This is a genomic window from Caballeronia sp. GAWG1-5s-s, from assembly GCF_023631445.1.
Classification (GTDB): domain Bacteria; phylum Pseudomonadota; class Gammaproteobacteria; order Burkholderiales; family Burkholderiaceae; genus Caballeronia.
The window spans coordinates 512953-537462 of sequence record NZ_JALQDC010000003.1; the positions used below are offsets into that span (position 1 = coordinate 512953).

Below are 24510 nucleotides of genomic sequence, written 5' to 3' on the forward strand. Positions count from 1 at the left end.
GCCGCGCGCCGCCTATCATGGAATCATCACGGCAGCCGCAAGCAGGAGGGCGCCATGCTCGATTTCTCCGACATCCTCATCGGCGTCGCGGCGCTCGCCGCGATCGGCCTCGTGTTGCTCGCGCATGATTGGCGCGACGAATATCGCGAGAGGCGGGCGCATCGCGGGAAAGCAGCGACGCGCGCGGCCGCGCCGGGCCATTCGCTGCGCGAGTGGTGGCTCAGGCACCGGCACTGACCGACGGGCCGCTCACGCGCCTGACGCGGCTTGCGGATCGTCGGGCGCGGGGCGTTCTGCATCGGCATCGCTCGTGGCCGACGCGGCTTCGAACGCATCGATCACGAGATACAGCCGGTGGACGATCTGAATCTGCGTATGCGACAGATGTGCCTGCCGCGTGATGGCAGCCAGCCGCTCCCGCCAATACGAGGGCGGCAGCAATGGACCGCCGAGATCGCAAGACAGCGAACGACGCAGCACCTTCTGAAGATGCGCGAGGTCCTGGTCTGCCAGCAACGCCGAAAACGCGCCCTGGGGCTTGATATCGGATGTGGGGTCCATGTGTCCGATGGCGGCGCGCTCGGGCGGAACTTGATAGGGACAAACCCGCGGTTGTGTCGCCAAACCTTTGCGCCGATGCTTTTTGGGCCGGCGCGCGCATGGCTGTCGAATGCGTTTGCTATACTCTGCGCTCCCGCCAGCCCGGACGCCCGCTTGGGTGCCCGCTTTAGTCGATTCGGCCCTCGGCGGGACGTGCGGTCCGCTCCCCGTAGTTCAATGGATAGAACGAGTGCCTCCTAAGCGCTAGATACAGGTTCGATTCCTGTCGGGGGGACCACGATAGCTTCCCAATGCGCCGCCGACGCCTCCCTTCGTCGGCACCCGCGGATGCCGATTCGTCCTCGTCAATCAGCAACCGCGCCGCTCAACCCGCCAGCTGCGTGACGAAGTCGCGGTACGTGTGCAGCGGACGGCCCAGCATGCGCACAAGCCGTTCGACGTCGCCCGCTTCCGGCACCATGCCGTCGCTGACATAACGCTCGGCCATCAGGCGCATCTCGTAGGCCATCCACTTCGGCATGAAGCTCGCAAGGTTCTGTTCGAACCCGCTCGGATCGTCGCCGCCGTAGACCACCGGCCGGCCGAGCACGTCGGACCAGATGGACGCCAGCGCGGTGCCCGTCAGTGTGTCCGGTCCGACGAGATCGATGACCTCCACGGGAAGATCCGCGCCGGCCTCGTTGCGACGCAACAGTTCGATGGCCGCGACCTCCGCAATGTCGCGCGTGTCGACCATGGCGACGCCCTTGCTCCCGATCGGCATCGGATAAACGCCGTGATCGACGACGACGTCCCGAATCATCAGTTCGTTGTCGATGAAGTACGCAGGGCGCAGGATCGTGGCGCTGAACCCCATTCGCTCAATCATCCGCTCGGCGCCGAACTTCACCGCGAAGTGCGGCACGTTGACGAACCGGTCCGCGTGCATGACGGACAGATAGACCACGCGCTCGACGCCCGACTCGCGCGCAATGTTCAGCGTGATCAGCGCCTGCGTGAACTCGTCGCCCGCGACTGCGTTGAGCAGGAACAGCGTGCGCACGCCGGCGAAGGCCCGGCGAAGGGAATCGACGTCGAGCATATCGCCCTGTGCGACCGTCACTTCGGCCGGGAAGTGCGCTTTCGATGGATCGCGCACGAGCACGCGCACGTCTACATGGCGGCTGACGAGTTGTTCGACGACCTGACGGCCGACGCGGCCGGTGGCGCCGGTAACGAGAATAGTCATGGCGAAACTCCTTCAAGTGGTTGGCATGCAGTTAAGGTAAGTGATCCACTGACTGTCCGGAAGATGTGATATAGAGACGAGGCGTCTCACTCATGGAACACCCCTGGCACGCTGACTAGGACCCGCATGGACCTTCTCGCTCTCGCTGACTTCAATCTCGTCGCGCGTTACGGCAGCTTCGGAGAAGCCGCTCGCGCGTCCGAGCGGCCCAAAGCGACGCTCTCGCGCCGCGTCACCGAACTCGAAAACGACCTTCGCATTCGGCTTTTCGAACGCGGGCCGCGCGGCGTCGTGCTCACGCAGGAAGGCCGCGCGCTCTACGAGCGCACGGGTGCGCTCCTTGCCGAACTCAACGAGAGCGCCGCCGCCATTGCATCCGGTAGCGATGAGCCGCGCGGCCGCTTGCGCATCAGCGCGCCCGCGCTCTTCTCGCAGATAGCCATGGGAAAGCTGGTCGCGTCGTTCGTCCTGAAGTACCCGCACGTCCGCATGGAAGTGACGACAGAAGATCGCCCGGTCAACATGATCGAAGAAGGGTATGACCTCGTGATCCGCGTCAATCCCGAACCGAACGAGACGCTCGTCGGGCGCATCTTCTTGCGCGACCGGCTCGTTGTCGTGGCCAAGCCGGGCCTCAAGCGACCCGCTGCGAAATCCAGCGTTCGCGCAGTCGTTCGGGGCACGCCCGAAGACACGGCGTACTGGGACGTGATCGGCGCGCGCGGAAAAGCGCGCATCCTCATCGAGCCGGTCGCGCAACTGTCGTCGCTCGTCATGGTGCGCGACACCGTTCGCCTCGGCGTGGGCGCCGCCTGTCTGCCGCTGTCGCTGGTGAGCCGGGATATCGCCGCGGGCAAGCTCGCACATTGGGGCGATGTCGACGGGCCGGAGATTGCGTTGTGGGCGCTGTATCCGTCGAGGCGCTTGTTGAGCACGCGCGTGTCGGCTTTTCTCGCGCACCTCAAGGCGTCGTTTCCGTTGGGCACGGCGGACGAACTCGCGGCACTCATCGAATGACGGTGATTCGGGCAGATCGTCCGCTTATGCGCTAGAGTCCGCGTCACGCTCGACCAAACGTCCTGTTCATGTGGAGATGACCATGTCTGTTCTTCAGTTTGCCGAATCATTCGACCTCGAAGCCGCGTTCAGCGATGTCCGCGAATATTGGTCGCCGAAAGTCGTCGCGCAGGTCAACGATCAGTATGTGAAGGTCGCCAAGGTGCGCGGTCAACTCGCGTGGCACGACCACGCGAACGAAGACGAGTTGTTCTTCGTCGTGCGCGGCAATCTCACCATCGAATACGAAGGCGGCCGAGCCGTGCATTTGCCCGCAGGCTCCATGCACGTCGTGCCGCGCGGCACGCTGCATAACCCGGTCGCCGACGAAGAATGCTGGATCGTGCTGATCGAGCCCGTAGAGACGAAGCACACGGGCGACGTGCAGTCGCCGCTGACGCGGACGATAGACGAGCAGTTGAGCGGTGCGCCGCGAGCGTGATTCACGTCTACGCGAAAGCGACAACGTTGGGCGCCGCAAGCTAGAATCCTCGTCGACACATCGCCGGGTTTCGGCGGTCCTCGCGCACCGCCAAGACGGTGGATGCGGCTAAAACGAGGACAAAAATTGAACATCGAGCGCCCCACCGTAAGCAACGTACGGCCATCCTTCAGCGACCATTCGAACGATATCTTTTTCGCGGCTGTTTCGACGACACGCATGCCCATGCTCGTCACCGACCCGAATCAGCCCGACAATCCGATCGTCTTCGTGAACTCGGCATTCCTCAATCTGACGGGCTTCAGCGTCGAAGAACTGATCGGGCAGAACTGCCGGCTCTTGCAAGGGCCGGAGACGAGCCAGGCCACCGTCTCCGAGATTCGCGATGCCGTCCAGCAGGGCCGCGAAATCAATATCGAGGTGCTGAACTATCGCAAGGACGGATCGACCTTCTGGAACGCGCTCTTTATCTCGCCGGTCAGGAACGAGGCCGGCGAGATCGTGTATTTCTTCGCGTCTCAACTCGATATCAGCCGCCGCCGCGACGCGGAAGAGGCGCTGCGGCAATCGCAGAAGATGGAGGCACTCGGGCAGTTGACCGGGGGCATCGCGCACGACTTCAACAACCTGTTGCAGGTAATGAGCGGCTATGTCGATGTGATGAAGCTCGGCATCGAAGAGCGGTTCGATCTCAGCAGGTTCGTGATGCCGGTGGAACGGATGCGCGATGCCATCACGCGAGCTTCCACGCTCACGCAGCAACTGCTCGCATTCGCGCGCAAGCAGGAACTGCGCGGCCGAATCATCAACCTGAACGCGCGGCTCGCCGACATTCGTGAACTCGCGGAAAACACGTTCGGCGACAGCGGAGCGCTCAACTTCGTTCCGGACCCGGCGCTGCGCAATTGTCAGCTCGACGCTTCGCAACTGGAAGTGGCGGTGCTCAACCTGCTTCTGAACGCGCGCGACGCGCTGCACGGCAAGGACAAGCCTCAAGTCACGGTGCGCACCGGCAATCTGTCGCTGACCGATAGAAGGCCCATCGGATTCGCGCAACTCACGCCCGGCGAGTATGTGTGGGTGTCGGTGAGCGACAACGGCACCGGCATTCCTGCTCATATCCTTGCGCATGTGATGGACCCGTTCTTCACGACGAAGGAAGAAGGAAAGGGAACGGGCCTGGGTTTGTCGATGGTCTACGGCTTCGCGAGACAATCGGGCGGCGCGGTCGATATCTACTCCGAGCCGGGCCACGGCACAACAGTGCGGCTCTACTTCCCGGCGGTGGCGGCGGAACCATCCACCGAGCAGCGGCACCGGCGTGTCGCCGAGTCCGCGCACAACGAGACGATCCTTGTCGTCGATGACCGGCCCGACGTGGCCGAAGTCGCCGCGATGATCCTGCAGCAAGGCGGGTACAAGACGCGCGTCGCACATGGGGCGCATGACGCTCTCGAGATACTGGGCGGGGACGCGCAGATCGAACTGCTCTTCACCGATCTCATCATGCCGGGAGGCATGAACGGCGTGATGCTCGCGCAGGAAGCGAAACGCCGCAAGCCACTGCTGCGCGTCTTGCTGACGACCGGTTATGCCGACACGTCCATCGCGAGAAACGACATCGACGGCACGGAGTTTCCGGTGCTCCACAAGCCGTATCAGGCGATCGAATTGCGCGCGGCGATATCGCAGGCGCTGCACAATCCCGGCACCGACAGTTGACCGCGAAGCCTGCGACGAGCGCAGGCTTACCTGAGCGTCGCGGTGTATTGAATTCGGTATGCTTATCGTTTTGTTCGTAGGTGGCCACTTTCGTCGGTGGCGGCGTTCGAACTCCGACGACTCTCATCTCAATCCAGTCCCAGCGGATTCGAGATTCTCAGCCGCCAGGCATCGTCCGGTCCTTTCTCCATGACCTGCGTGGCGCAGCCCGCTTCGACATGCGGCTGCCCGTCAGGTAGGGTAACAGTCAGCGTCCAGTCCGCCAGAACCAGCGCGATGTTTCCGCTCGACACCACGCGGCGCACCGTATTGCGAATGCGCGGCTTCGCGGCCAGCAGTTGCGCCATCGCGCGGCGCAGTTCATCCGGGCGCGCGCTGATTTCGACGCCGTTCGTCAGACGCATCGTGGCATCGTTGCGAAAGAGGCGCAGGAGTCCGTCGAGATCGCCGGCATTCATCGCTGCATCGAAGGCCAGCGGCACGTCCTCCGGCGCACGACAGCCCGCGGATCCGCTCTCGATCTCGCCGACAAAGCGCGCGATGACGCGTGCGATGTCGTTCGGCGCTTCGAGCGGCGAAAGATGTCCGACGCCGGGCAGCACGACCATCGCCGCATGCGGGATGCGCGGCAGAAGCTCGTTCTGCAACGTGTCGATGCGATCGACCCGGTCCAGTTCTCCGGAGATGACGACGGTAGGCACGTCGATCGACGCCACCGCGGCCGTCAGATCCTCGCTCATGCCGATTTCGGGCCACGCGGCTTTCGCTTGCGGCGCGCCCTTGAGGCTGTCGTCGATGACTCGTTCGCGACGGGCCGCGTCGAGCGGTCTTCCGGTCAGCACGTGGTCGATGACGAATTCGACCGATTCGCGCGATGCGTAGGCGCCCGACAAGGTCGCGCGTTCTTGCTCCGAGAGGCGCATGGGCGAGGGCGGCGACGGAGCAACGAGCACGAGCCCTTGAAGTCCCTTCGGCCGCCGTGATGCGATCAGTTGCGCGACCTTGCCGCCCATGGAATGACCGACGAGCACGTAGCGCCGCAAGCCGAGCGCGTCGATCACGCCTTCGGCATCGGCGGCCAGATCGACGATGCCGTAGCCACTCGCGGGGGCGTCGGAATCGCCCCATCCGCGATGATCGGTGGCAACGATGCGATAACGGTCAGCTAGTTCGTCCGCAACGCCGTCCCATGTCCGCGACGAGCCGCCGTAATAGTGCAGGAACACGAGCGCCATATCCCCGCTGCCGCGCTCTGTGACGTGAATCCGCGTGCCGTTCGTTTCGATATTCATCTTCTCGCCTCCGTTCGTGACATGCGGGAATCGTAGGCGTGCGCTTGCGCGCCGATAATTGCCCGATCAGTGGCGGCAGTCGATAATGCGGCGATCGAATCGGGGGAGTCATGGACCGACTGACCAGTCTTGGCGTGTTCGTCGCCGCGGTGGAGGCAGGAAGTCTGGCTGCGGCGGCGCGTCGTTTCGGATTGTCGCCTGCGATGGCGGGCAAACATGTGTCCGAGATCGAGGCAAGGCTGAATGCGCGCCTGCTTCAGCGCACGACCCGGCGTCTCAGCCTGACCGATGCGGGCCAGACCTATTACGAGCGCAGCAAGCAGATTCTGGAGGCCTTCGCCGAAGCGAACCGCGAAGTGAGCGATTCTCAGGCCACGGTGCGCGGGGTGCTGCGCGTCGAGGCGCCCGTCACGTTCGGCGCGATGCATCTCGGTGATGTCATCGCGCGATATGTCCGCGACCATCCGCAAGTGAATGTGGAAGTGGACCTCGGCGACCGGTATGTGGACCTGCTCGACGCCGGCATAGACGTCGCGATCCGCATCGGTCGTCTGGATGATCCGGCGCTCGTGACGCGCCGCATCGCGCCATGCCGCATGGTCGTGTGCGCGTCGCCGGAGTACATCGAGCGGCAAGGCGCGCCGCGCACGCCCGACGATCTGCTGGGCGCGCCGAGGCTCGTGTTCAGCGAAGCCGTTTCGGCGGGCGACTGGACCTTGTTCGATGCGGACAACCGCGCATACGTCATCGACGGACCTTCGCGCATTTCGGCGAACAACACGCAGATGCTGCTTTCCGCCGCGCTCGCCGGAGCCGGAATCGCGTACGGCCCGAGCTTCGTCTTCGGAGAGCACGTGCGGCGCGGCGAACTCGTCGCGCTGCTGCCCGACTACCGCGCGACCGAACTGCTGGTTCAGGCGGTCTATCCGGGCGCGCGGCGCATCCCGCTCAAGGTGCGCCGATTCGTGGAGTACCTCGTGGACGCGTTCGGCGATGAACCGCCGTGGGACACGGGAACGCGGCCATGACAAGGCGCTAGTCGTCGGCCTCAGCCGCCGCCCGCATTGGACCGCGAGCCGTTTCCACCGGATAATGCGAGCACACTCATCCTCGCTCGCGGCCCATGCGCTCATGACGGAAATCGAATCCGCGCTGCTCGTGTTCTTTCTGCTGCTCGCGAGTACCGGCATCGGCGCGATCATTCGGCCGCTGTTGCCGGAGGAGCACAAGGCGCAGGAAACGGTGCAGCTCGTGCAACTCCTCGTCGGCATGCTGGTGACGTTCGCGGCGCTCGTGCTGGGCTTGCTGACGGCATCCGCGAAAACCGTGTTCGATACCACCGATAACGACGTGCGCGCCTACGCCGCCGCGATCATCGAACTCGACCGGGCGATGCGCGACTACGGCGCGGACCTCGACGAAACGCGCACCGTGCTGCGCAGCTACACGGCGGCGGCGATTGCGAGCACATGGCCGGCCGAGCCGCATCCGCCGGGCGATTACTATCCGCAAGTGGAACCGTCGCCGCACGCAAGCGGCAAGCTCGAAAGTCGCGCGCTGGGCGAACTGCTCGATCGCGGGCAGCGTCAGGTCCGGCTGCTTCAGCCCGCGGACGCGTACCACCGCACGCTCGCCGACAACACCGCCACGCGCTTCGAGCAGCTCATCGCGCTGCGCTGGAAGCTGATCGAGGAAGCGCACGGCACCATTTCGTATCCGTTTGACCGCATTCTCGTCGGCTGGCTGCTCATCATCTTTCTGTGCTTCGGGCTGATCGCCCCGCGCAACGCGCTGTCTCTCGTGACGATCATGCTCGGCGCGCTTTCCATCGCGTCGGCTGTGCTCGTCATTCTCGATCTCGATACGCCGTTCACCGGCCCGATCATGGTCCACAGCCAGCCGATGCGCGAAGCGCTCGCCTACCAAACCCGCTGATGCCGACGAACCTCTATGACGACCCGCGCCTCGTCGCGCTCTACGACGCGCTCAATCCCGCCGCTGCCGACACGGCGTTCTACGTGGCGCTCGCCGAGTCGGCGGCGCATGTGATCGACCTCGGATGCGGCACCGGTCTGCTTGCCTGCGAGCTTGCCGGGCGCGGCTATCGCGTGACGGGCATCGATCCGTCGCCGCAGATGCTCAAGGTCGCGCGCGGCCGTCCGTCCGGCGACCGCGTGACGTGGATCGAGGGCGATGCGTCCGCGCTGCCGTTCGTCGGCGCGGCCGACCTGCTCGTGATGACCGGCCACGTCGCGCAAGTGTTTCTCGACGATGCATCGTTCCTCGCGACGCTTGTCGCCGCGCGACGCGCGTTGCGCCCTGGCGGGCGCATCGCGTTCGAGAGCCGCAATCCGGCGGCGCGGGCTTGGGAGAACTGGACGGCGGAACGCTCGCTGCGTCGCGTGCAAAGCGCCGATGGACGTGCCGTCGACGTGTGGCAAGAGCGGCACGCGAAAGCCGATCCGCTCGGCACCGGCCGCGTCGCGTTCACGACTCACGCGCGCTTCGAGGGGGAGACCGAGACCCTGCGCGCCGAAAGCGAACTGCGCTTTCGCAGCCGCGACGAGCTCGCGCAATTGCTCAACCGCGCGGGCTTCGCTCACATCGACTGGTATGGGGACTGGAACCGCGCGCCGGTGGACGAGACGAGCCGCGAGTTGATCGCGGTGGCGCGCTGAAAGAGCGCCGCAAGCGCGGCGCCGTGTTGCGTCAGAACTCGACGACGACGAAATCTTCCTTGCCGACGTCGCATTCCGGGCAGCGCCAGCTAGCGGGAATATCGGCGAACCGCGTGCCTGGCGCGATGCCTTGACCCGGCAGGCCGTCCTGCTCGTTGTAGACCCAGCCGCAAATCAGGCATACCCAGCTTTTGTATTCGATGACTTCGCTCACGACAGACTCTTGATTCAAATGGAAAGGGCCGCGCAAGCCCAGCGAAGGGCTCGGGAAACGGCGAGCCGGCATCTTACCCGAAGCGCCGTCGCAAAAAACGCGCGTCGGATGCGGTTGGCCGTAAGGCAGGTGTATGCTGGGGCGCCGTTGCTTTCCGGAGCGACGCTCGCTCCACCAATAAGGAGAAGATCATGCTGAACAAGACCGTATTTGCCGGCGCCATCGTCGTCGCGGCGGCCTTCGCGGGCCACGCGCACGCGCAGTCGCGCGTGTACTTCATCGAGCCGAAAGACGGCGCGACCGTCACGAGTCCCGTCCACGTGAAGTTCGGCGTCGAGGGCATGACGCTCGCGCCGGCCGGCACGATGACGGAAGGCGCGGGGCATCATCATCTGCTGATCGACAGCGGTCCGCTGCCCAAGGGAACCGTGATCCCGGCGAGCGAGACGTCGCTGCATTACGGCAAGGCGCAGACCGAAGCCGACGTGAAGCTGCCGCCCGGCGACCACACGCTGACGATGCAGCTCGGCGACGGCGCACATCGCTCGTACGGGCCCGAGATGGCGCAGACGATCAAGGTCCACGTCAAGTAGGCGTGATGGCACACGGGCGCGCGCTACGGCCCGCGCGCCCTTGTCCATTCGGCTGATGCGACCTTCGGCGCGAGGGAACATCGGTACAATGACCGCTTCCTCGGTATCGCCTTCGTTCGCATTCATCCCCATGTCGCTTTATTCCATCACGGACGCACAACTCGCGTTCGGCCACGTCGCGTTGCTGGATCACGCCGACTTCTCGCTCGAAGCGGGCGAACGTGTCGGGCTGATCGGCCGCAACGGCGCGGGCAAGTCGTCGCTGCTCAAGATCGTCGCGGGGCTCGCCGCGCCCGACGACGGTCTCGTCACGCGCCAGAGCGAACTCACGACCGTCTATGTGCCGCAGGAGCCCGAGTTCGATCTCGACGCATCCGTGTTCGATGTCGTCGCCTCCGGCCTCGTCGATGCGCGCACGCTGCTCGACGAATACGATGCCGTCGCGCACCGGCTCGCGGACACGCCCGAGGGCGCGGAGCACGACGCGTTGCTCGCGCGCATGAACACGCTGCAATCGGCGCTCGATACGCGCGATGCCTGGAACTGGCGCACGCGCGTCGCGACGACGCTCGCGCAAATCGGGCTCGACGGCGAGGCCCGCGCGGGTGCGCTGTCCGGCGGCATGAGAAAGCGCGTCGCGCTGGCGCGGGCGCTCGTCGTGCAGCCGGACGTGTTGCTGCTGGACGAGCCGACCAACCATCTGGACTTCGAAGGCATTCGCTGGCTCGAAGAACTGCTCGTCACGCTGCGCACGGGCTTGCTCTTCATCACGCACGACCGCGCGTTTCTGGATCGCGTGGCCACGCGCATCGTCGAACTGGATCGCGGGCGCTTGCTGTCGTATCCGGGCAACTTCAGCGCGTATCAGATTCGCAAGGCGCAGCAGCTCGAAGTCGAGCAAGTAGAGCAGGCCAAGTTCGACAAGCTGCTCGCGCAGGAAGAAGTGTGGATTCGCAAGGGCGTGGAGGCGCGGCGCACGCGCAGCGTCGGGCGCATTGCGCGGCTCGTCGAAATGCGCAAGGAACGCGCCGAACGGCGCAACGTGCAGGGCAACGTGAAGCTCGACGTCGGGCAGGGCGAGAAGTCCGGCAAGATCGTCGCGGAACTGACGGACGTGACGAAGCGTTATGGCGCGCGCACCATCGTCGATAGTTTCACGGCCACGGTCATGCGCGGCGACAAGATCGGTCTCGTCGGGCCGAACGGCGCGGGCAAGACCACGCTGCTCAAGCTGATTCTCGGCGAGTTGCAGCCCGACGCAGGCCGCGTGCGCACCGGCACCAACATTCAGACCGCGTATTTCGATCAGATGCGCGCGCAGCTCGATCTCGACAAATCGCTCGCGGACACCATCAGTCCCGGCAGCGAATGGGTCGAAGTGAACGGCGTGAAGAAGCACGTGATGAGCTATCTCGGCGACTTCCTGTTCGCGCCCGAGCGCGCGCGTTCGCCCGTGCGGTCGCTCTCGGGCGGCGAGCGCAATCGCCTGTTGCTCGCGCGCCTTTTCGCGCGTCCGGCGAACGTGCTCGTGCTCGACGAACCGACCAACGACCTCGATATTCCCACGCTCGAACTGCTCGAAGAACTGCTCGCGGACTACGACGGCACGGTGCTGCTCGTGAGCCACGACCGCGCGTTTCTCGACAACGTGGTGACGTCCGTGTTCGCGGCCGAAGGCGGCGGCAAGTGGCGCGAGTATGTCGGCGGCTTCTCGGACTGGCAGGTTCAGCGCGAACGTTCGGACCGCATCGCCGAGGAAGCCGCGCGGCAAAGCGCGAAGGAAGCGCCCAGGGAAGACGCGCCGAAGGAAAGCGCGGCGGGCCGCAACGCGCAGCGCACGGTCAAGCTCTCGTTCAAGGAACAGCGCGAACTCGAAGCGCTGCCCGCGCGCATCGCGGAACTGGAAGACGAGCAGAAACGCATCGGCGCACAGCTCGAAGACGGCTCCATTTTCGCCACGGACGCGAAAGAAGGCGCGCGCCTGTCCGAGCGCCACGCGGCCATCGAAGAGGAATTGCTCGTCGCGCTGGAACGCTGGGAAGAACTCGAAGCGAAGCGCGGATAGGCTGGGGGCTGGGCGGCGCGATTCGCCATTCGGCGCTCGCTTTAGCGCGCCCGAGGTGGGCGCGGCGGGCGAAAACCGCTATTCTCCTAGCGCGGCCGGACGGGCGGACGGGGCGAAGGCCTTCGCGACGCCTATCCGGTGAGGCAATCTTGAGCATTCGATAAAGCATTTGCCGGCATCGCGGCGTCGTGCGGTGACCATTCCCGCGCGGGGTCGCAAGCCGGATCAACGTTCAACTATGTCCACGAAAAAATCCAGTGTGGCCCAAGCAGCCACTCCACAGCGCGCCGAGGGCGCCAGGCCGCGCGCGATGAGCGCGAAGGCGGCGGGCTACAGCGAAGCATCGATCAAGGTCCTGAAGGGCCTCGAGCCGGTCAAGCAACGGCCCGGCATGTACACGCGCACCGAAAATCCGCTGCATATCGTGCAGGAAGTGATCGACAACGCGTCGGACGAAGCCCTCGGCGGCTACGGCAAGCAGATCACCGTGACGGTCCATGCGGACAACTCCGTCTCGGTGGAAGACGACGGCCGCGGCATTCCGTTCGGCCTGCATCCCGAGGAAGGCGTGCCGGTCGTCGAGATCGTGTTCACGCGGCTGCATGCGGGCGGCAAGTTCGACAAGGCCGCGGGCGGCGCGTACACGTTCTCGGGCGGCCTGCACGGCGTCGGCGTGTCGGTCACGAACGCGCTCGCCACGCGCCTCGAAGTCACGGTCTGGCGCGACAACAAGGTCGCGCATCTGGCGTTCGCCAATGGCGACGTCATCGAGCCGCTCACGACGCGTTCGCCCGAACGCGGCGAGAAGAAGAGCGGCACGCGCGTGCGCGCCTGGCCGAACGCGAAGTATTTCGATTCGCCGAATCTGCCGCTCGGCGAGTTGCAGCGCCTGTTGCGCTCGAAAGCCGTGCTGCTGCCGGGCGTCGAAGTGGTGCTCGTCATCGAGAAGACCGGCGAGCGCCAGACGTGGAAGTACGAAGACGGTCTGCGCGGCTATCTGCTCGAAGGCATGGGCGGCAGCGAACTGCTGATTCCGCTTTTCGAAGGCGAGCGTTACGCGGACAACTCGCGCACGACGGAAGAGACCTTCGCGGAAGGCGAAGGCGCGTCGTGGGTTGTCGCGTGGAGCGAGGAAGGGCCGCTGCTGCGCGAATCGTACGTGAACCTGATTCCGACGCCCGCGGGCGGCACGCACGAATCCGGCTTGCGCGACGGGCTCTTTCAGGCGGTCAAGAACTTCGTCGAGATCCACAACCTTCAGCCGAAGGGCGTGAAGCTGCTCGCCGAAGACGTGTTCGCGCGCGTCTCCTTCGTGCTGTCGGCGAAGGTGCTCGACCCGCAATTCCAGGGGCAAATCAAGGAGCGTCTCAATAGCCGCGATGCCGTGAAGCTCGTGTCGTCGTTCTCGCGGCCGGCGCTGGAGTTGTGGCTCAATCAGCATGTCGAATACGGCAGGAAGCTCGCCGAACTCGTCATTCGCCAGGCGCAGGCGCGCACGCGCGCGGGTCAGAAGGTCGAGAAGCGCAAGAGCTCGGGCGTGGCCGTGCTGCCGGGCAAGCTCACGGACTGCGAATCGACCGATATCACGCGCAACGAGCTTTTCCTCGTCGAGGGCGATTCGGCGGGCGGCTCCGCGAAAATGGGCCGCGACAAGGAGTTCCAGGCCATTCTGCCGTTGCGCGGCAAGGTGCTGAACACGTGGGAAACCGAACGCGACCGGCTCTTTGCCAACAACGAAGTGCATGACATCGCAGTGGCGATCGGCGTCGATCCGCACGGTCCCGACGATCAGATCGATCTCTCGAATCTGCGCTACGGCAAGATCTGCATTCTGTCGGACGCGGACGTGGACGGCGCGCACATTCAGGTGCTGCTGCTCACGCTCTTCTTCAAGCACTTCCCGCAACTGATCGAACGCGGTCACGTCTGCGTCGCGCGTCCGCCGCTTTTTCGCGTCGATGCGCCCGCGCGCGGCAAGAAGCCCGCGCAGAAGCTCTACGCGCTCGACGAAGGCGAACTCGAAGCGATTCTCGACAAGCTGCGCAAGGACGGCGTGCGCGAAACGCAATGGAGCATCAGCCGCTTCAAGGGCCTCGGCGAAATGAGTGCCGAACAGCTCTGGGACACGACGATGAACCCCGACACGCGGCGTCTCTTGCCCGTCCGGCTGGGTGATCTCGGCTTCGATCTCACCGTCTCGCGCATGACCATGCTGATGGGCAAGGGCGAAGCGGCGTCGCGCCGAAGCTGGCTCGAAGAGAAGGGCAACGAAGTGGAAGCGGACATCTGATGCCGGCTTCGGAAAACGCATAACGGATATTCGATGGGAATCACTGACGATCTTTTCGCCGAACAGCAAGCCGCGCCCGACGGAGAACACCTGACGCTCGGCGATTACGCCGAACGCGCGTATCTCGACTACGCGGTGAGCGTGGTCAAGGGCCGCGCGCTGCCCGACGTATCGGACGGGCAGAAGCCCGTGCAGCGCCGCATCCTCTACGCGATGAACGAGATGGGCCTCGCGAGCACCGCGAAGCCGGTGAAGTCGGCGCGCGTGGTGGGCGACGTGCTCGGCAAGTATCACCCGCATGGCGATCAGTCCGCGTACGACGCGCTCGTGCGTCTCGCGCAGGACTTCTCGATGCGCTATCCGCTCATCGACGGTCAGGGCAACTTCGGCTCGCGCGACGGCGACGGCGCGGCGGCCATGCGATACACCGAAGCGCGCCTCACGCCGATCGCGCGCCTGCTGCTCGATGAAATCGACCAAGGCACGGTCGACTTCATGCCGAACTACGACGGCTCGTTCGAGGAGCCGAAGCTCTTGCCCGCGCGCCTGCCGTTCCTGCTGCTCAACGGCGCGTCGGGCATTGCGGTCGGTCTCGCGACGGAAGTGCCGTCGCACAATCTGCGCGAAGTCGCGCAAGCCGCCGTCGCGATGATTCGCGATCCGAAGATCGGGCACGCAGGCGTGATGGAGAAGCTCAACGGGCCGGACTTCCCCGGCGGCGGGCAGATCATCTCGTCGCAAGCGGAAATCTCGGCGGCCTACGAAACCGGGCGCGGCAGTCTGAAGGTGCGCGCGCGCTGGAAGATCGAAGACCTCGCGCGCGGCCAGTGGCAGCTCGTCATCAACGAACTGCCGCCGAACACGTCGGGTCAGAAGGTGCTCGAAGAAATCGAGGAGCTGACTAACCCAAAGATCAAGCTCGGCAAGAAGACGCTGACGCCGGATCAGTTGCAGACCAAGCAGACGCTGCTGGCGCTGCTCGACACCGTGCGCGACGAGTCCGGCAAGGACGCGCCCGTGCGCCTCGTGTTCGAGCCGAAGTCGAGCCGCATCGACCAGACGGAGTTCGTCAATACGCTGCTCGCGCATACGAGCCTGGAATCGAACGCTGCGATCAACCTCGTGATGATCGGCGCGGACGGCCGGCCGAGGCAGAAGGGCATCGTCGAAATCCTGCACGAGTGGGTCGGCTTCCGGTTCGTCACCGTCACGCGCCGGACGCAGCATCGCTTGGGCAAAGTGAACGACCGCATCCATATTCTCGAAGGGCGGATGATCGTCTTCCTGAATATCGACGAAGTCATTCGCATCATTCGCGAGGCCGAGGAGCCGAAGCAGGCGCTGATCGCGCGCTTCAATCTCTCCGATCGTCAGGCCGAAGACATTCTCGAAATCCGTTTGCGGCAACTCGCGCGGCTCGAAGCGATCAAGATCGAGCAGGAGCTCTCCGACTTGCGCGACGAGAAGAAGAAGCTCGAAGAACTGCTGAACAGCGACGCCGCGATGAAGCGCCTGCTCATCAAGGAAATCGAAGCGGACGCGAAGCAATATGGCGACGACCGCCGCACCCTGATCCAGCAGGAAAAGCGCGCGACGTTCGAGGTGCGCGTCGTCGACGAGCCGGTGACGGTCGTCGTCTCGCAGAAGGGCTGGGTGCGCGCGCTGAAGGGCCACGGGCTCGATCCGGCCGGCTTCACGTTCAAGGCCGGCGATTCGCTGTACGCCGTGTTCCAGGCGCGCACGCCGGACACGCTCATCGCGTGGGGCAGCAACGGCCGCGTGTATTCCGTGCCGGTGGCCGCGCTGCCGGGCGGTCGCGGCGACGGCGTGCCGGTCACGTCGCTGATCGAACTCGAATCGGGCACGCACCTGCTGCATTACTTCGCGGCGTCGGCGGAGCAGCCGTTGCTGCTGGCGTCGAGCAACGGCTTCGGCTTTATCGCGAAGCTCGGCGACATGGTGAGCCGCAACAAGGCGGGCAAGTCGTTCATGACCATCGACGAAGGCGCGTTGCCGCTCGCGCCGATGCCGGTGCTGCCGGGCGCGCTGTACGTCGCGTGCCTGTCGAATGCGGGCCGACTGCTCGTCTTCGGCATGGACGAGATGAAGACGCTTTCGGGCGGCGGACGCGGTGTCACGCTGATGACGCTCGATCCGAACGAAACGCTGCGTCAGGCGCTCGCCATCGACGCGCGCGGCGTCGTGCTGATCGGCGCGGGGCGCGGCGGCAAGATCCGCGACGAGAAGCTCTCGGGCGCGCAACTGCAACAGCATCTCGGCAAGCGGGCGAGAAAGGGCCGCACGCCGGATACGTCGCTGAAGGTGAGCGAAATGCGGCCGGTGTTCGAAGGCTGACTCTGCGTCAAAGCATAGATAAGCGCCTCGCTGCGAACCTCGCAGCGAGGCGTTTTCTTTTGGCATCGCGCCCGATGTTTAGGAACTGACGCGCCGCGCCTGAGTCGAACGGCCAAACTTCACTTACCTTCTGCCCTCGAAACCCATGACTCATGCCATCGAAGCCGCGCTCTTTCTTCACTTGCTCGGCGTGGCCGTATGGATAGGCGGCATGGTCTTCGCGCACTTCTGCCTGCGCCCCGCGCTCGGCGACCTCGCGCCGCAACTGCGCCTGCCGCTCTGGGAAGCCGTATTCGCGCGCTTCTTCAACTGGGTCGCGGGCGCCGTGCTCGTGATCCTGATCACGGGCGGCTTTCTGCTCGCGCAATACGGCGGCGCGCATGCCGCATGGCCGCTTCACGCGATGGCAGGCTTAGGCATCGTGATGATGCTGATCTTCGGGCATATCCGCTTTGCCGTGTTTCCGCGCATCCGCCGCGCGGTGCAGGCGCAGAACTGGCCCGATGGCGCGCGGGCGGTCGGCACCGTGCGCAGGCTCGTCGTCGTCAATCTCGTGCTCGGCGTCGTGACGATCGGGACTGCGGTGCTATCGCGCGGCATCTAACCGCAGCAACCGGATCAACCGATCAACTGCCGCGCTCGTCGCTCAACGCGGTGTTCGACGGCTCCTGGCCGAGCGTGCCGAGCCCGAGCGCGCCGCTTGAGAGCGCCCAGCCGCATACGCCGAAGCGGTCCAGAAGCGCCTGCACGCCGTCGGCGGGAACGGGCCGCGAGAACAGGAAGCCTTGCGCTTCCACCGGGCCGAGCGCCGCGAGCCAGGTGATCTGTTCCTCGCGCTCGGTGCCTTCCACCACCACGGTCAGCCCGAGCGAGCGGGCGAGGTGGATGATCGCGGACACCATTACGCAGACGCTGCGGTCCTCCGGAATCGCCTGAATGAACGAGCGGTCCACCTTGAGCGTATCGACCGAAAAGCGGTTCAGGTACGACAGCGACGAATAGCCGGTGCCGAAGTCGTCGAGCGCGATGCGCACGCCCAGACGCTTGAGCGCAACGATTTTTTCCTGCACCAGTTCCGGATACTCGACCATCACGGTCTCGGTGATTTCGAGTTCGAGCTTGGCCGGCGGAATGCCGGACGCTTCAATCGCGCGGGCGACGGTTTCGAGCAAGTCGCCGCGCCAGAATTGCACGGCCGAGATGTTGACGGCGAGCGACAGGCCCGTGTAGCCGTCGCGCTGCCACTGCGCGAGTTGCGCGCAGGCCGTGTGAATCACGAAATCGCCGACCGCGACGATCAGCCCGGTCGATTCCGCCACCGGAATAAATTCGTTCGCCGGAATGAGCCCGTGCTGCGGATGGTTCCATCGCACGAGCGCCTCGAATCCGGTAATGCAGCGGCGGGCCAGATCGATCTTCGGCTGATAGACGAGGAACAATTGGCGCTCGGCGAGCGCCACGCGCAGTTGCTGCTCCCACTTCATCAGATGGTCCGCGCGATGCGAGAGTTGCGGCGAGTAGAACTGATAGCAGTTCTTGCCCGCGTCCTTCGCGCTGTACATCGCGAGGTCGGCCTTCTTCAGCAAGTCGATCTCGCTTTCGTTCGACACCGAATAGAGCGCAATGCCGATGCTCGCGTGCAGCACGAACGCGCTGCCGCGCACGTCGAAGGGCGTCGCGAACATGGTCACGATGTCGTTGGCGAGTCCGACCGCGCGCTTTTCGACTTCATCGCCCTTGACGATCACGACGAACTCGTCGCCGCCGATGCGCGCGAGCGTCCCGCCGTGGCCCACCGTTTCTGCGAGCCGCGACGCGGTCATTTGCAGCACGATATCGCCCGCGTTGTGGCCGAGCGTGTCGTTGACCGTCTTGAAGTTGTCGAGATCGATAAAGAGCAGCGCGAGCCGCCCGATGTTGTCCGTCTGCGCGACATCGGCCCGCAACGCGCGCAGCGTCGAATAACGGTTGCGCAGTCCGGTGAGCAGGTCGTATTCGACGAGATGCGTCATCTCGCGCTCGCGTCCGAGCAGCTTGCCGATCAAGCCTGTCGCGACGGCGAAGAAGCCGAGCATCGCGAAGGAGATGAAGCTCGCCATCAGCAGATAGACGTTGCGCGTGTGGTTGTAGTCCGCGAACTCCTCGCGCTCCGAGAGACCGACGAGCACGCCGAGCGGATAACCGTCGATATGCCGATAAGAGACGATGCGCTTCACATGGTCGATGGGATCGACGTAGATGCCCGACGCGTGTTCGGAAGTCGGATAGACGCCGCTCGCGCTGAACGCGGCGCGCGCGGAGCCTGACGCGCCACCCGTTTTGCGCGCGCCGGCTGTTGACGCCGCATTGCCGGCCGGATTCTCTCCGAGCGCGACGCTCGTGCTGCGCGCAAGCACCGAGCCGTTGTCCGACACCACGGCGATCACGCCTTCGCGCCCGATGGACGCGACGTTATAGAAGTCGCTCGTGAAGTAGGTCGGGTCTTCGGAAACGACGACCACGCCCGCGAACGAGCCGTCGGGATGATTGAGACGTCGCGTGATCTGGAGCGTCCACAGGTTCGATACGCGTCCGCGCACCGGGCGGCTGATGTAGAGCAGATCGTCGTTCGCGTGCAGATGGACCTTGAAGTGCTCGCGGTCGGACAGGTCGATCGGCTTCGGATGCGGGTCCGACGTATTCGCGACCAGAATGCCGTCCTCGTCGATCAGCGAAACCTGCACGAGCGTGTCGCTCTGCACGACGCCTTTTTCGACGGTGGCGATCAGATTGAAGTGGTCGGGCGCTTTCTCGTACTCGTATTTGACGAAGCGCGTGATCTGATCGACCTGATGAATCGCCTTGATCGTGTGCTGTTCCAGCGCGGACGAGAGAATCGCGGCGGAGGCCATCGATTCGTGCGTGGTGGCGTCCCGTTCCACCGAAAGCCGCGCGAAGATCACCGCCCACAGCAGCACCAGCAGCAGGCTGCCGAGCACCGGGATCGCCAGCAGCGCGCGACGCCGCCGTGCCGACGGGGCGTTGACGCGCGAATCGCTCGCCGCGTGGGAGCGCGTACGCTTCATGGAGTGCCCGGCGCGGCCCTGCCGCGAAGCGCGCGCCATGCGACAAGGCGCGCGTGGTGAAAGTGGCGATGCATGTCTCGAGACGTTCGGCCAAAGCCGTTCAATATACCGCTAGACGAGCTTTGGCCGCCTGAAGGCGACCGTTTAACCGTTTGCGTGATGACGAAGCGGGCGTCGGCGCTTGCATTTTCGTTTGCGTTCGCGGCCTCGCGGCACGGCGCGGACCGAATCCGCGCCTTTCTTCCGGCCCGCGAATGTTCGGATAGTACTGAAGCCGCAGCGATTAAGAAAGCAAAAGCATGGCCGCTCGGGGTTTACGGCTAGCCGCGCGCAGGTCATTGTTTCACAAGCGGATTGTCCCTTCGACGACCGTCACGGAGTCGCCACCGATCCACACCGGCGAGCCGTCGGCGCGGTCGTCGTAGATGACGGTCACGCGGCCGTCACGATCGAGCGCCGTGCCCTGGCGCACCGTATAGGCGTCGCCCGGCCGCCTGCCCTGGCGCGTCAGCAACATGGCGAGCCCGGCGTTGGCGCTGCCCGTCACCGGATCTTCGACGTTCTCCGCGCCGAGCAAGAGCGCGCGCAACTCGAAGGTCGCCGGCACGCCGTTCTCATGCGGGCCATAGACCACGAGCCCGTGCGTGCCGGCTTCCGCGACGAGGGCCGTCAGCGCCTGCCGTGCCTCGCCGCGAAGCGACATCGCGAGGCATTGTGCAGCGTCGCGCAGACGCACGATCAGCCACGGCGCGCCGTTGTCGACGGCGCACGGCGGCGCGCTGAAGTCGATCTCGGCGGGCGCGAGCGCGGCGGCGAGACGTTCGCGCTGCGCGTCATTCAGCTCGACCATGCGCGCGGGCGGCGCGGCGAACGCCCAGCATCCGTCATCGCGCTCCCGCAGCGTCACCAGCCCGACGCCGCATTCCTGCACGAGCGTCCCCGGTTCTTTCGGCACATAGCCGCTCGAACGCAGCGCGTGCGCGCTCCCGAGCGTCGGATGGCCTGCGAACGGAAGCTCGGTCGCCGTCGTGAAGATGCGCACGCGATAATCGGCGCGCGGATCGGTCGGCCGCAGAAGGAACGCGGTCTCGGAGAGATTGGTCCAGCGCGCGACGGCCTGCATGCGCTCGGTGGAAAGATCGTCGGCGTCGAAGACCACCGCGAGCGGGTTGCCTTTGAACGCGACGGACGTGAAGACATCGACCTGACTGAAGCGCACGGTGCGGGCGGACATGGTTTGAAAGTGGAAGGGTGATAAAAAACCCGGCGCGCTCGCGCGGCCGGGTTTGCGGGACTGCGCAAGAACGGCCGCGATCAGCCGACTTCGGCGATCAGCTCGATCTCGACGCACGCGCCGAGCGGAATCTGCGCGACGCCGAACGCCGAGCGCGCGTGCTTGCCGGCATCGCCGAACACGTCCGCGATGAGTTCCGACGCGCCGTTCGTCACGATGTGCTGCTCGGTGAAATCGAAGGTCGAGTTCACGAGGCTCATCACCTTGACGATGCGCTTCACGCGGGACAGATCGCCCGTGTGCGCGTGCAGCGTCGCGATCAGGTCGATGGCGACATTGCGCGCGGCGGCCTTGCCTTCTTCGGTCGTGAGCGTGTCGCCGAGCTTGCCGACGTAGGGCTTGCCGTCCTTCTTCGCGATATGGCCCGACAGATAGACGGTGTTGCCGCTTTGCGCGCTCATCACGTAAGCGGCGGCCGGCGCGCCCGCGCTGGGCAGGTCGATGCCGAGTTCCTTCAGCTTGTCGTACACGTTGGATGCCATCGTTGCTCCTGTTCAAGAGTGAAGGGCGCCCGGGCGCCCGTGAATCCCGTCAGATGCTCGCGCGAATCAGCGCGCCCAGCTTCGCGACGCCTTCGTCGATCGTCGCGGGCGGAACCGTGACGAACGAGAGGCGCATCGTATTGTGTTCGGCCTGGTTCGCGAAGAACGGACCGCCCGGCACGAACGCCACGTTCTGCGCGATGGACTGTTCCAGCAGCTTCATCGAATCGATGTGCTTCGGCAGCTTCACCCACACGAACATGCCGCCTTCCGGCCGGTTCCATTCGACTCCCGCCGGCATGTGGCGTTCCAGCGCGGCGAGCATCGCGGCGCACTGGTCGCGGTACAGCGCGCGGATGGTCGGCACGTGCGTATCGAGAAAGCCGTCCTTGACGACTTCGTACACGATGCGCTGCGTGAGGCTCGGGGTATGCAGGTCGGTGGCCTGCTTCGACTGCACGAGCTTGAAGTGCAGTTCCTCGGGCGCGATGATGTAGCCCACGCGCAGGCCCGGCGCGAGCACCTTCGAGAACGAGCCCAGATGCACGATGTGATCCGGCGCCATGGAGAGCAGCGTCGGCAGCGGCGCGCCGGCGTAGTCGAGCGCGCCGTACGGATCGTCTTCGATCACCGGGAACGCGGCCTTCTGCGCGAACGCCGCCAGCGCGCGGCGGCGTGCGAGCGGCAGGCGGCGGCCGGTCGGGTTCTGGAAGTTCGGCTGCGCGTACAAGAGACGCGCATTCGCGACGAGCGCGGCATCGAGACCTTCGGGAATCAGGCCTGATTCGTCGGTCGGCACCTGCACGTAGTTCGGCTCGAAAAGCGAGAACGATTGCAGCGCGCCGAGATACGTCGGCGTTTCGACGAGCACGCGGCTGCCCGGATCGATCAGCACCTTGCCGAGCAGGTCGAGCGCCTGCTGCGAGCCGGTCGTGATGAGCACCTGCGTCGGTCGGATGGTCACGCCGTTCGCCGAATAGCGCGCGGCCACCCATTCGCGCAGCGGCATGAAGCCTTCGGTCGCGCTGTACTGCAACGCCGCCGACGGCTGATCGCGCAGAATGCGCTCCGACGCTTCGCGCATTTGCTCGACCGGAAACGTGGCCGGCGAGGGCAGTCCGCCAGCAAAGGAAATGACTTCGGGCCGCTCCGTCACCTTCAGAATTTCGCGAATCGCCGAACTGGTGAGCTTGCGGGCGCGTTCGGAGAGTTGCCACGGCGTGGCGCGGAGGTCGGCTTGATTCATGAAATGTCTCGGTTGTCTCGGGTTTCGGTTGTTGCGTTCGCGTGGGCAAGAAAGACGCGCAAACTGCGATTATCGCCCGCGTGGGTTATTTTGCGTGGCCGGTGTGAGCGGCGACGGGCGTCGCGCCCTTTGCCGCAAGCGGCGCACCGCGCACTGCTGTCTTGCGGCCGATCACCACCGTGACGATCACCGCGGCCGCGTAGAGCCACGTCGATGCGCTCACGTGCTCGCCGAAGAAGAGCGCGGAAAACGCCATCGTGAAGAAGATCTGCAGCAGTTGCACCTGTCCGACGCGCGCGATGCCGCCCATCGCGAGTCCCGCGTACCACGCGAAGAAGCCGATGAATTGCGAAAAGAGCGTAACGTAGCCGAACGCGAGCCACGTGCGCAACGCGAGCGGCTCCGGGTGCGCGGCGTGATGCGCCCACGCGAGCCAGCCCACCGGCAGCAGCAGGAACGGCGCGGACAGCACGAGCGCCCAGCAGATGACCTGCCAGCCGCCCATCTGACGCGCGAGCCGCGCGCCTTCCGCGTAACCGAGCGCGCCGATGCCGACCGCGACGAGCATCAGGAGGTCGCCCGCCTGCAGGCCGCCGCCGCCCGCCTGCAACGCAAACGCGACGACGATCGCGCTGCCCGCCACGGCGCTCGCCCAGAACGCCTTCGACGGCCGTTCGTGCGACAACCACGCCGCGTAGATGGCGACGCAGAGCGGCTGCAAGCCGTTGACCACCGCGCCGTGCGACGCGGGCACGGTTTTCATCGCCCAGGCGGAAAACACCGGGAACGCGATGACCACGCCCAGCGATACGACCCCGAGGCTCTTCACCTGCGGCCAGGTCGGGCGTTTCTCGCGCCGCCACGCGAGCAGCAGCGCCGCCGGAATCGCCGCGACGAGCGCGCGCCCGAGGCCGTTCAGGAGTGGATGCACTTCCTGCACCACGATGCGCGTCATCGGCAGCGTCAGGCTGAAGATGACGACGCCGACCAGGCCGAGCAGCATGCCTTCGGTTTCGCGGGTTCTCATCGTGGGGCGTCTCCTTTCTTATGCGTCAGTCGGGTATTTCGGGTGAAAGCGGGAGTTCCGGCTGCGGCGCGTCTTCGTCTGCTTTGCGGGTCTTCGCGCGGCGGCGCTTGTTCGACGCTTGCTGCGCTTCTTCCTGCGCGCGCCGGGCCGCATCCGACGATTCGGCGGTTTCGCCGAGCGCCACGACGGAGCCGTCCGGCAACTCGAATTCCGCGACGAGCGCGGGCGCGCCCGCTGTCGCTTCGACGCGCATCAGATGCGCCGCGCCGAGCCACGCGAGCTGTTCCGCGACTGCCCCCGCGTTCAGGTGATAGCCCGTCAGCGAGCGCAGCAGGATGCCGGTCTCCGGCAGCGCGCCGCTCGGATGGCGCGGCGTGTCCCACTGAATCAGCGAGGGCAGCACGCCGTCGCCGGCGCCTTGCCACGCGGGGAACGCGCCGTCGTGGGGAACGGTGAGGCCCCACGTATTGCCGCCGCGCGACATCGCGACGACGGGCGCGATGCGTTGCGGATACTGCTCGCGCCAGCGCGCCAGCGACTTCGGACGCTCGACGCGCGCGACCCAGTGCACCAACTGCGGACCGTCGGCGATGCGTGCCTGCATCGCCCGATCGTCGAGCGCGAATAGGCGTGCCCGCGGCGTTTCGCGTGCCGGCGCGCCCGGATCGACGGCGATCACTTCGAGATACGCGCCGCCCCACAGATTCAAAAGCCGGTTATGCGTGCCCATCTGCGCGTGCGCGCCGCCCGGCGCCGTCTCCACGCCGAACTTCGCGGCGACGAACCGCGCGCCTTCTTCGAGCGTGCGCGCGGCGATCACGAGATGGTCGAGTTTCAGCGGATGAGCGGTCATGGCTGGCGTGAGGCGGTAATCGGGGGCCGATAGCATAACCGCTGATT

At 65.5% G+C, this 24510-nt stretch carries 21 protein-coding genes, 1 tRNA gene and 1 pseudogene; 13 read left to right on the top strand and 10 right to left on the bottom strand.

Features of this window, described 5'->3' with window-relative positions; all coding sequences use genetic code 11:
* Positions 1–54: 54 nt before the first annotated feature.
* Positions 55–237, top strand: coding sequence for a hypothetical protein (locus tag NCR34_RS04850; RefSeq protein WP_248321693.1), 183 nt, complete (start codon positions 55–57; stop codon positions 235–237).
* Between the two features lie 12 nt (positions 238–249).
* Here the strand turns inward: NCR34_RS04850 and NCR34_RS04855 are convergent, their stop codons facing one another.
* Positions 250–561, bottom strand: coding sequence for a hypothetical protein (locus NCR34_RS04855; RefSeq protein WP_248321694.1), 312 nt, complete (start codon positions 559–561; stop codon positions 250–252).
* Between the two features lie 202 nt (positions 562–763).
* Between NCR34_RS04855 and NCR34_RS04860 the strand changes: the two genes are divergently transcribed.
* Positions 764–838 (top strand) — tRNA-Arg (locus NCR34_RS04860).
* An 87-nt stretch (positions 839–925) separates the two neighbouring features.
* On the opposite strand, the gene NCR34_RS04865 is transcribed toward NCR34_RS04860, so the two are convergent.
* The gene (locus tag NCR34_RS04865; RefSeq protein ID WP_248321696.1) at positions 926–1789 is read right to left on the bottom strand and encodes an SDR family oxidoreductase; all 864 of its coding nucleotides are present in this window, start codon (positions 1787–1789) and stop codon (positions 926–928) included.
* Positions 1790–1915: 126 nt separating this feature from the next.
* Here NCR34_RS04865 and NCR34_RS04870 point away from each other — a divergent pair, with 126 nt between their 5' ends.
* The 3 genes from NCR34_RS04870 to NCR34_RS04880 all read left to right on the top strand — a co-directional run bounded on the left by NCR34_RS04870 (position 1916) and on the right by NCR34_RS04880 (position 5009).
* Entirely contained in the window at positions 1916–2806 is an 891-nt protein-coding gene (locus NCR34_RS04870; protein ID WP_248321697.1) for a LysR family transcriptional regulator, read from the top strand.
* 82 nt (positions 2807–2888) lie between these two features.
* On the top strand, positions 2889–3287 hold the full coding sequence (locus NCR34_RS04875; protein WP_371747386.1) for a cupin domain-containing protein: 399 nt from the start codon (positions 2889–2891) through the stop codon (positions 3285–3287).
* Between the two features lie 102 nt (positions 3288–3389).
* Complete coding sequence (locus NCR34_RS04880) at positions 3390–5009, top strand: histidine kinase famiy protein (RefSeq protein WP_284506469.1); 1620 nt, start codon at positions 3390–3392, stop codon at positions 5007–5009.
* Between the two features lie 128 nt (positions 5010–5137).
* Here the strand turns inward: NCR34_RS04880 and NCR34_RS04885 are convergent, their stop codons facing one another.
* Complete coding sequence (locus tag NCR34_RS04885; protein ID WP_250499199.1) at positions 5138–6301, bottom strand: alpha/beta fold hydrolase; 1164 nt, start codon at positions 6299–6301, stop codon at positions 5138–5140.
* Positions 6302–6411: 110 nt separating this feature from the next.
* Here NCR34_RS04885 and NCR34_RS04890 point away from each other — a divergent pair, with 110 nt between their 5' ends.
* The 3 genes from NCR34_RS04890 to NCR34_RS04900 all read left to right on the top strand — a co-directional run bounded on the left by NCR34_RS04890 (position 6412) and on the right by NCR34_RS04900 (position 8979).
* Complete coding sequence (locus NCR34_RS04890; protein ID WP_250499200.1) at positions 6412–7329, top strand: LysR family transcriptional regulator; 918 nt, start codon at positions 6412–6414, stop codon at positions 7327–7329.
* 103 nt (positions 7330–7432) lie between these two features.
* Positions 7433–8236: a bestrophin-like domain gene (locus tag NCR34_RS04895; RefSeq protein WP_248321703.1), complete on the top strand. Its 804-nt coding sequence runs from the start codon at positions 7433–7435 to the stop codon at positions 8234–8236.
* Positions 8236–8979, top strand: a complete 744-nt coding sequence (locus tag NCR34_RS04900; protein ID WP_248321705.1) for a class I SAM-dependent methyltransferase — start codon at positions 8236–8238, stop codon at positions 8977–8979. The genes NCR34_RS04895 and NCR34_RS04900 overlap by 1 nt, the downstream gene beginning before the upstream one ends.
* A gap of 31 nt (positions 8980–9010) precedes the next feature.
* Here NCR34_RS04900 and NCR34_RS04905 read toward each other — a convergent pair whose 3' ends face one another.
* On the bottom strand, positions 9011–9193 hold the full coding sequence (locus NCR34_RS04905) for a rubredoxin (RefSeq protein WP_159835653.1): 183 nt from the start codon (positions 9191–9193) through the stop codon (positions 9011–9013).
* 191 nt (positions 9194–9384) lie between these two features.
* Here NCR34_RS04905 and NCR34_RS04910 point away from each other — a divergent pair, with 191 nt between their 5' ends.
* The 5 genes from NCR34_RS04910 to NCR34_RS04930 all read left to right on the top strand — a co-directional run bounded on the left by NCR34_RS04910 (position 9385) and on the right by NCR34_RS04930 (position 17100).
* Entirely contained in the window at positions 9385–9786 is a 402-nt protein-coding gene (locus NCR34_RS04910) for a DUF4399 domain-containing protein (protein WP_248321706.1), read from the top strand.
* A gap of 130 nt (positions 9787–9916) precedes the next feature.
* On the top strand, positions 9917–11851 hold the full coding sequence (locus NCR34_RS04915) for an ATP-binding cassette domain-containing protein (protein WP_248322266.1): 1935 nt from the start codon (positions 9917–9919) through the stop codon (positions 11849–11851).
* A 310-nt stretch (positions 11852–12161) separates the two neighbouring features.
* On the top strand, positions 12162–14141 hold the full coding sequence (locus NCR34_RS04920) for a DNA topoisomerase IV subunit B (protein ID WP_175939858.1): 1980 nt from the start codon (positions 12162–12164) through the stop codon (positions 14139–14141).
* Between the two features lie 33 nt (positions 14142–14174).
* Positions 14175–16496, top strand: coding sequence for a DNA topoisomerase IV subunit A (parC, locus tag NCR34_RS04925; protein WP_206467834.1), 2322 nt, complete (start codon positions 14175–14177; stop codon positions 16494–16496).
* A gap of 145 nt (positions 16497–16641) precedes the next feature.
* The gene (locus NCR34_RS04930) at positions 16642–17100 is read left to right on the top strand and encodes a CopD family protein (protein WP_248321707.1); all 459 of its coding nucleotides are present in this window, start codon (positions 16642–16644) and stop codon (positions 17098–17100) included.
* Positions 17101–17122: 22 nt separating this feature from the next.
* Here the strand turns inward: NCR34_RS04930 and NCR34_RS04935 are convergent, their stop codons facing one another.
* From NCR34_RS04935 to NCR34_RS04960, 6 genes and pseudogenes are all read right to left on the bottom strand, one after another.
* Entirely contained in the window at positions 17123–19561 is a 2439-nt protein-coding gene (locus NCR34_RS04935; protein WP_248321708.1) for a bifunctional diguanylate cyclase/phosphodiesterase, read from the bottom strand.
* 343 nt (positions 19562–19904) lie between these two features.
* On the bottom strand, positions 19905–20795 hold the full coding sequence (locus tag NCR34_RS04940; protein ID WP_248321710.1) for a PhzF family phenazine biosynthesis protein: 891 nt from the start codon (positions 20793–20795) through the stop codon (positions 19905–19907).
* Between the two features lie 80 nt (positions 20796–20875).
* Positions 20876–21337: a RidA family protein gene (locus tag NCR34_RS04945; RefSeq protein WP_248321711.1), complete on the bottom strand. Its 462-nt coding sequence runs from the start codon at positions 21335–21337 to the stop codon at positions 20876–20878.
* A gap of 49 nt (positions 21338–21386) precedes the next feature.
* Positions 21387–22583: an aminotransferase-like domain-containing protein gene (locus NCR34_RS04950; protein ID WP_248321712.1), complete on the bottom strand. Its 1197-nt coding sequence runs from the start codon at positions 22581–22583 to the stop codon at positions 21387–21389.
* 85 nt (positions 22584–22668) lie between these two features.
* Positions 22669–23610, bottom strand: a complete 942-nt coding sequence (locus NCR34_RS04955) for a DMT family transporter (RefSeq protein ID WP_248321713.1) — start codon at positions 23608–23610, stop codon at positions 22669–22671.
* 190 nt (positions 23611–23800) lie between these two features.
* A pseudogene (locus NCR34_RS04960) lies at positions 23801–24463 on the bottom strand (VOC family protein); the annotation flags it as partial.
* Positions 24464–24510: the final 47 nt, after the last annotated feature.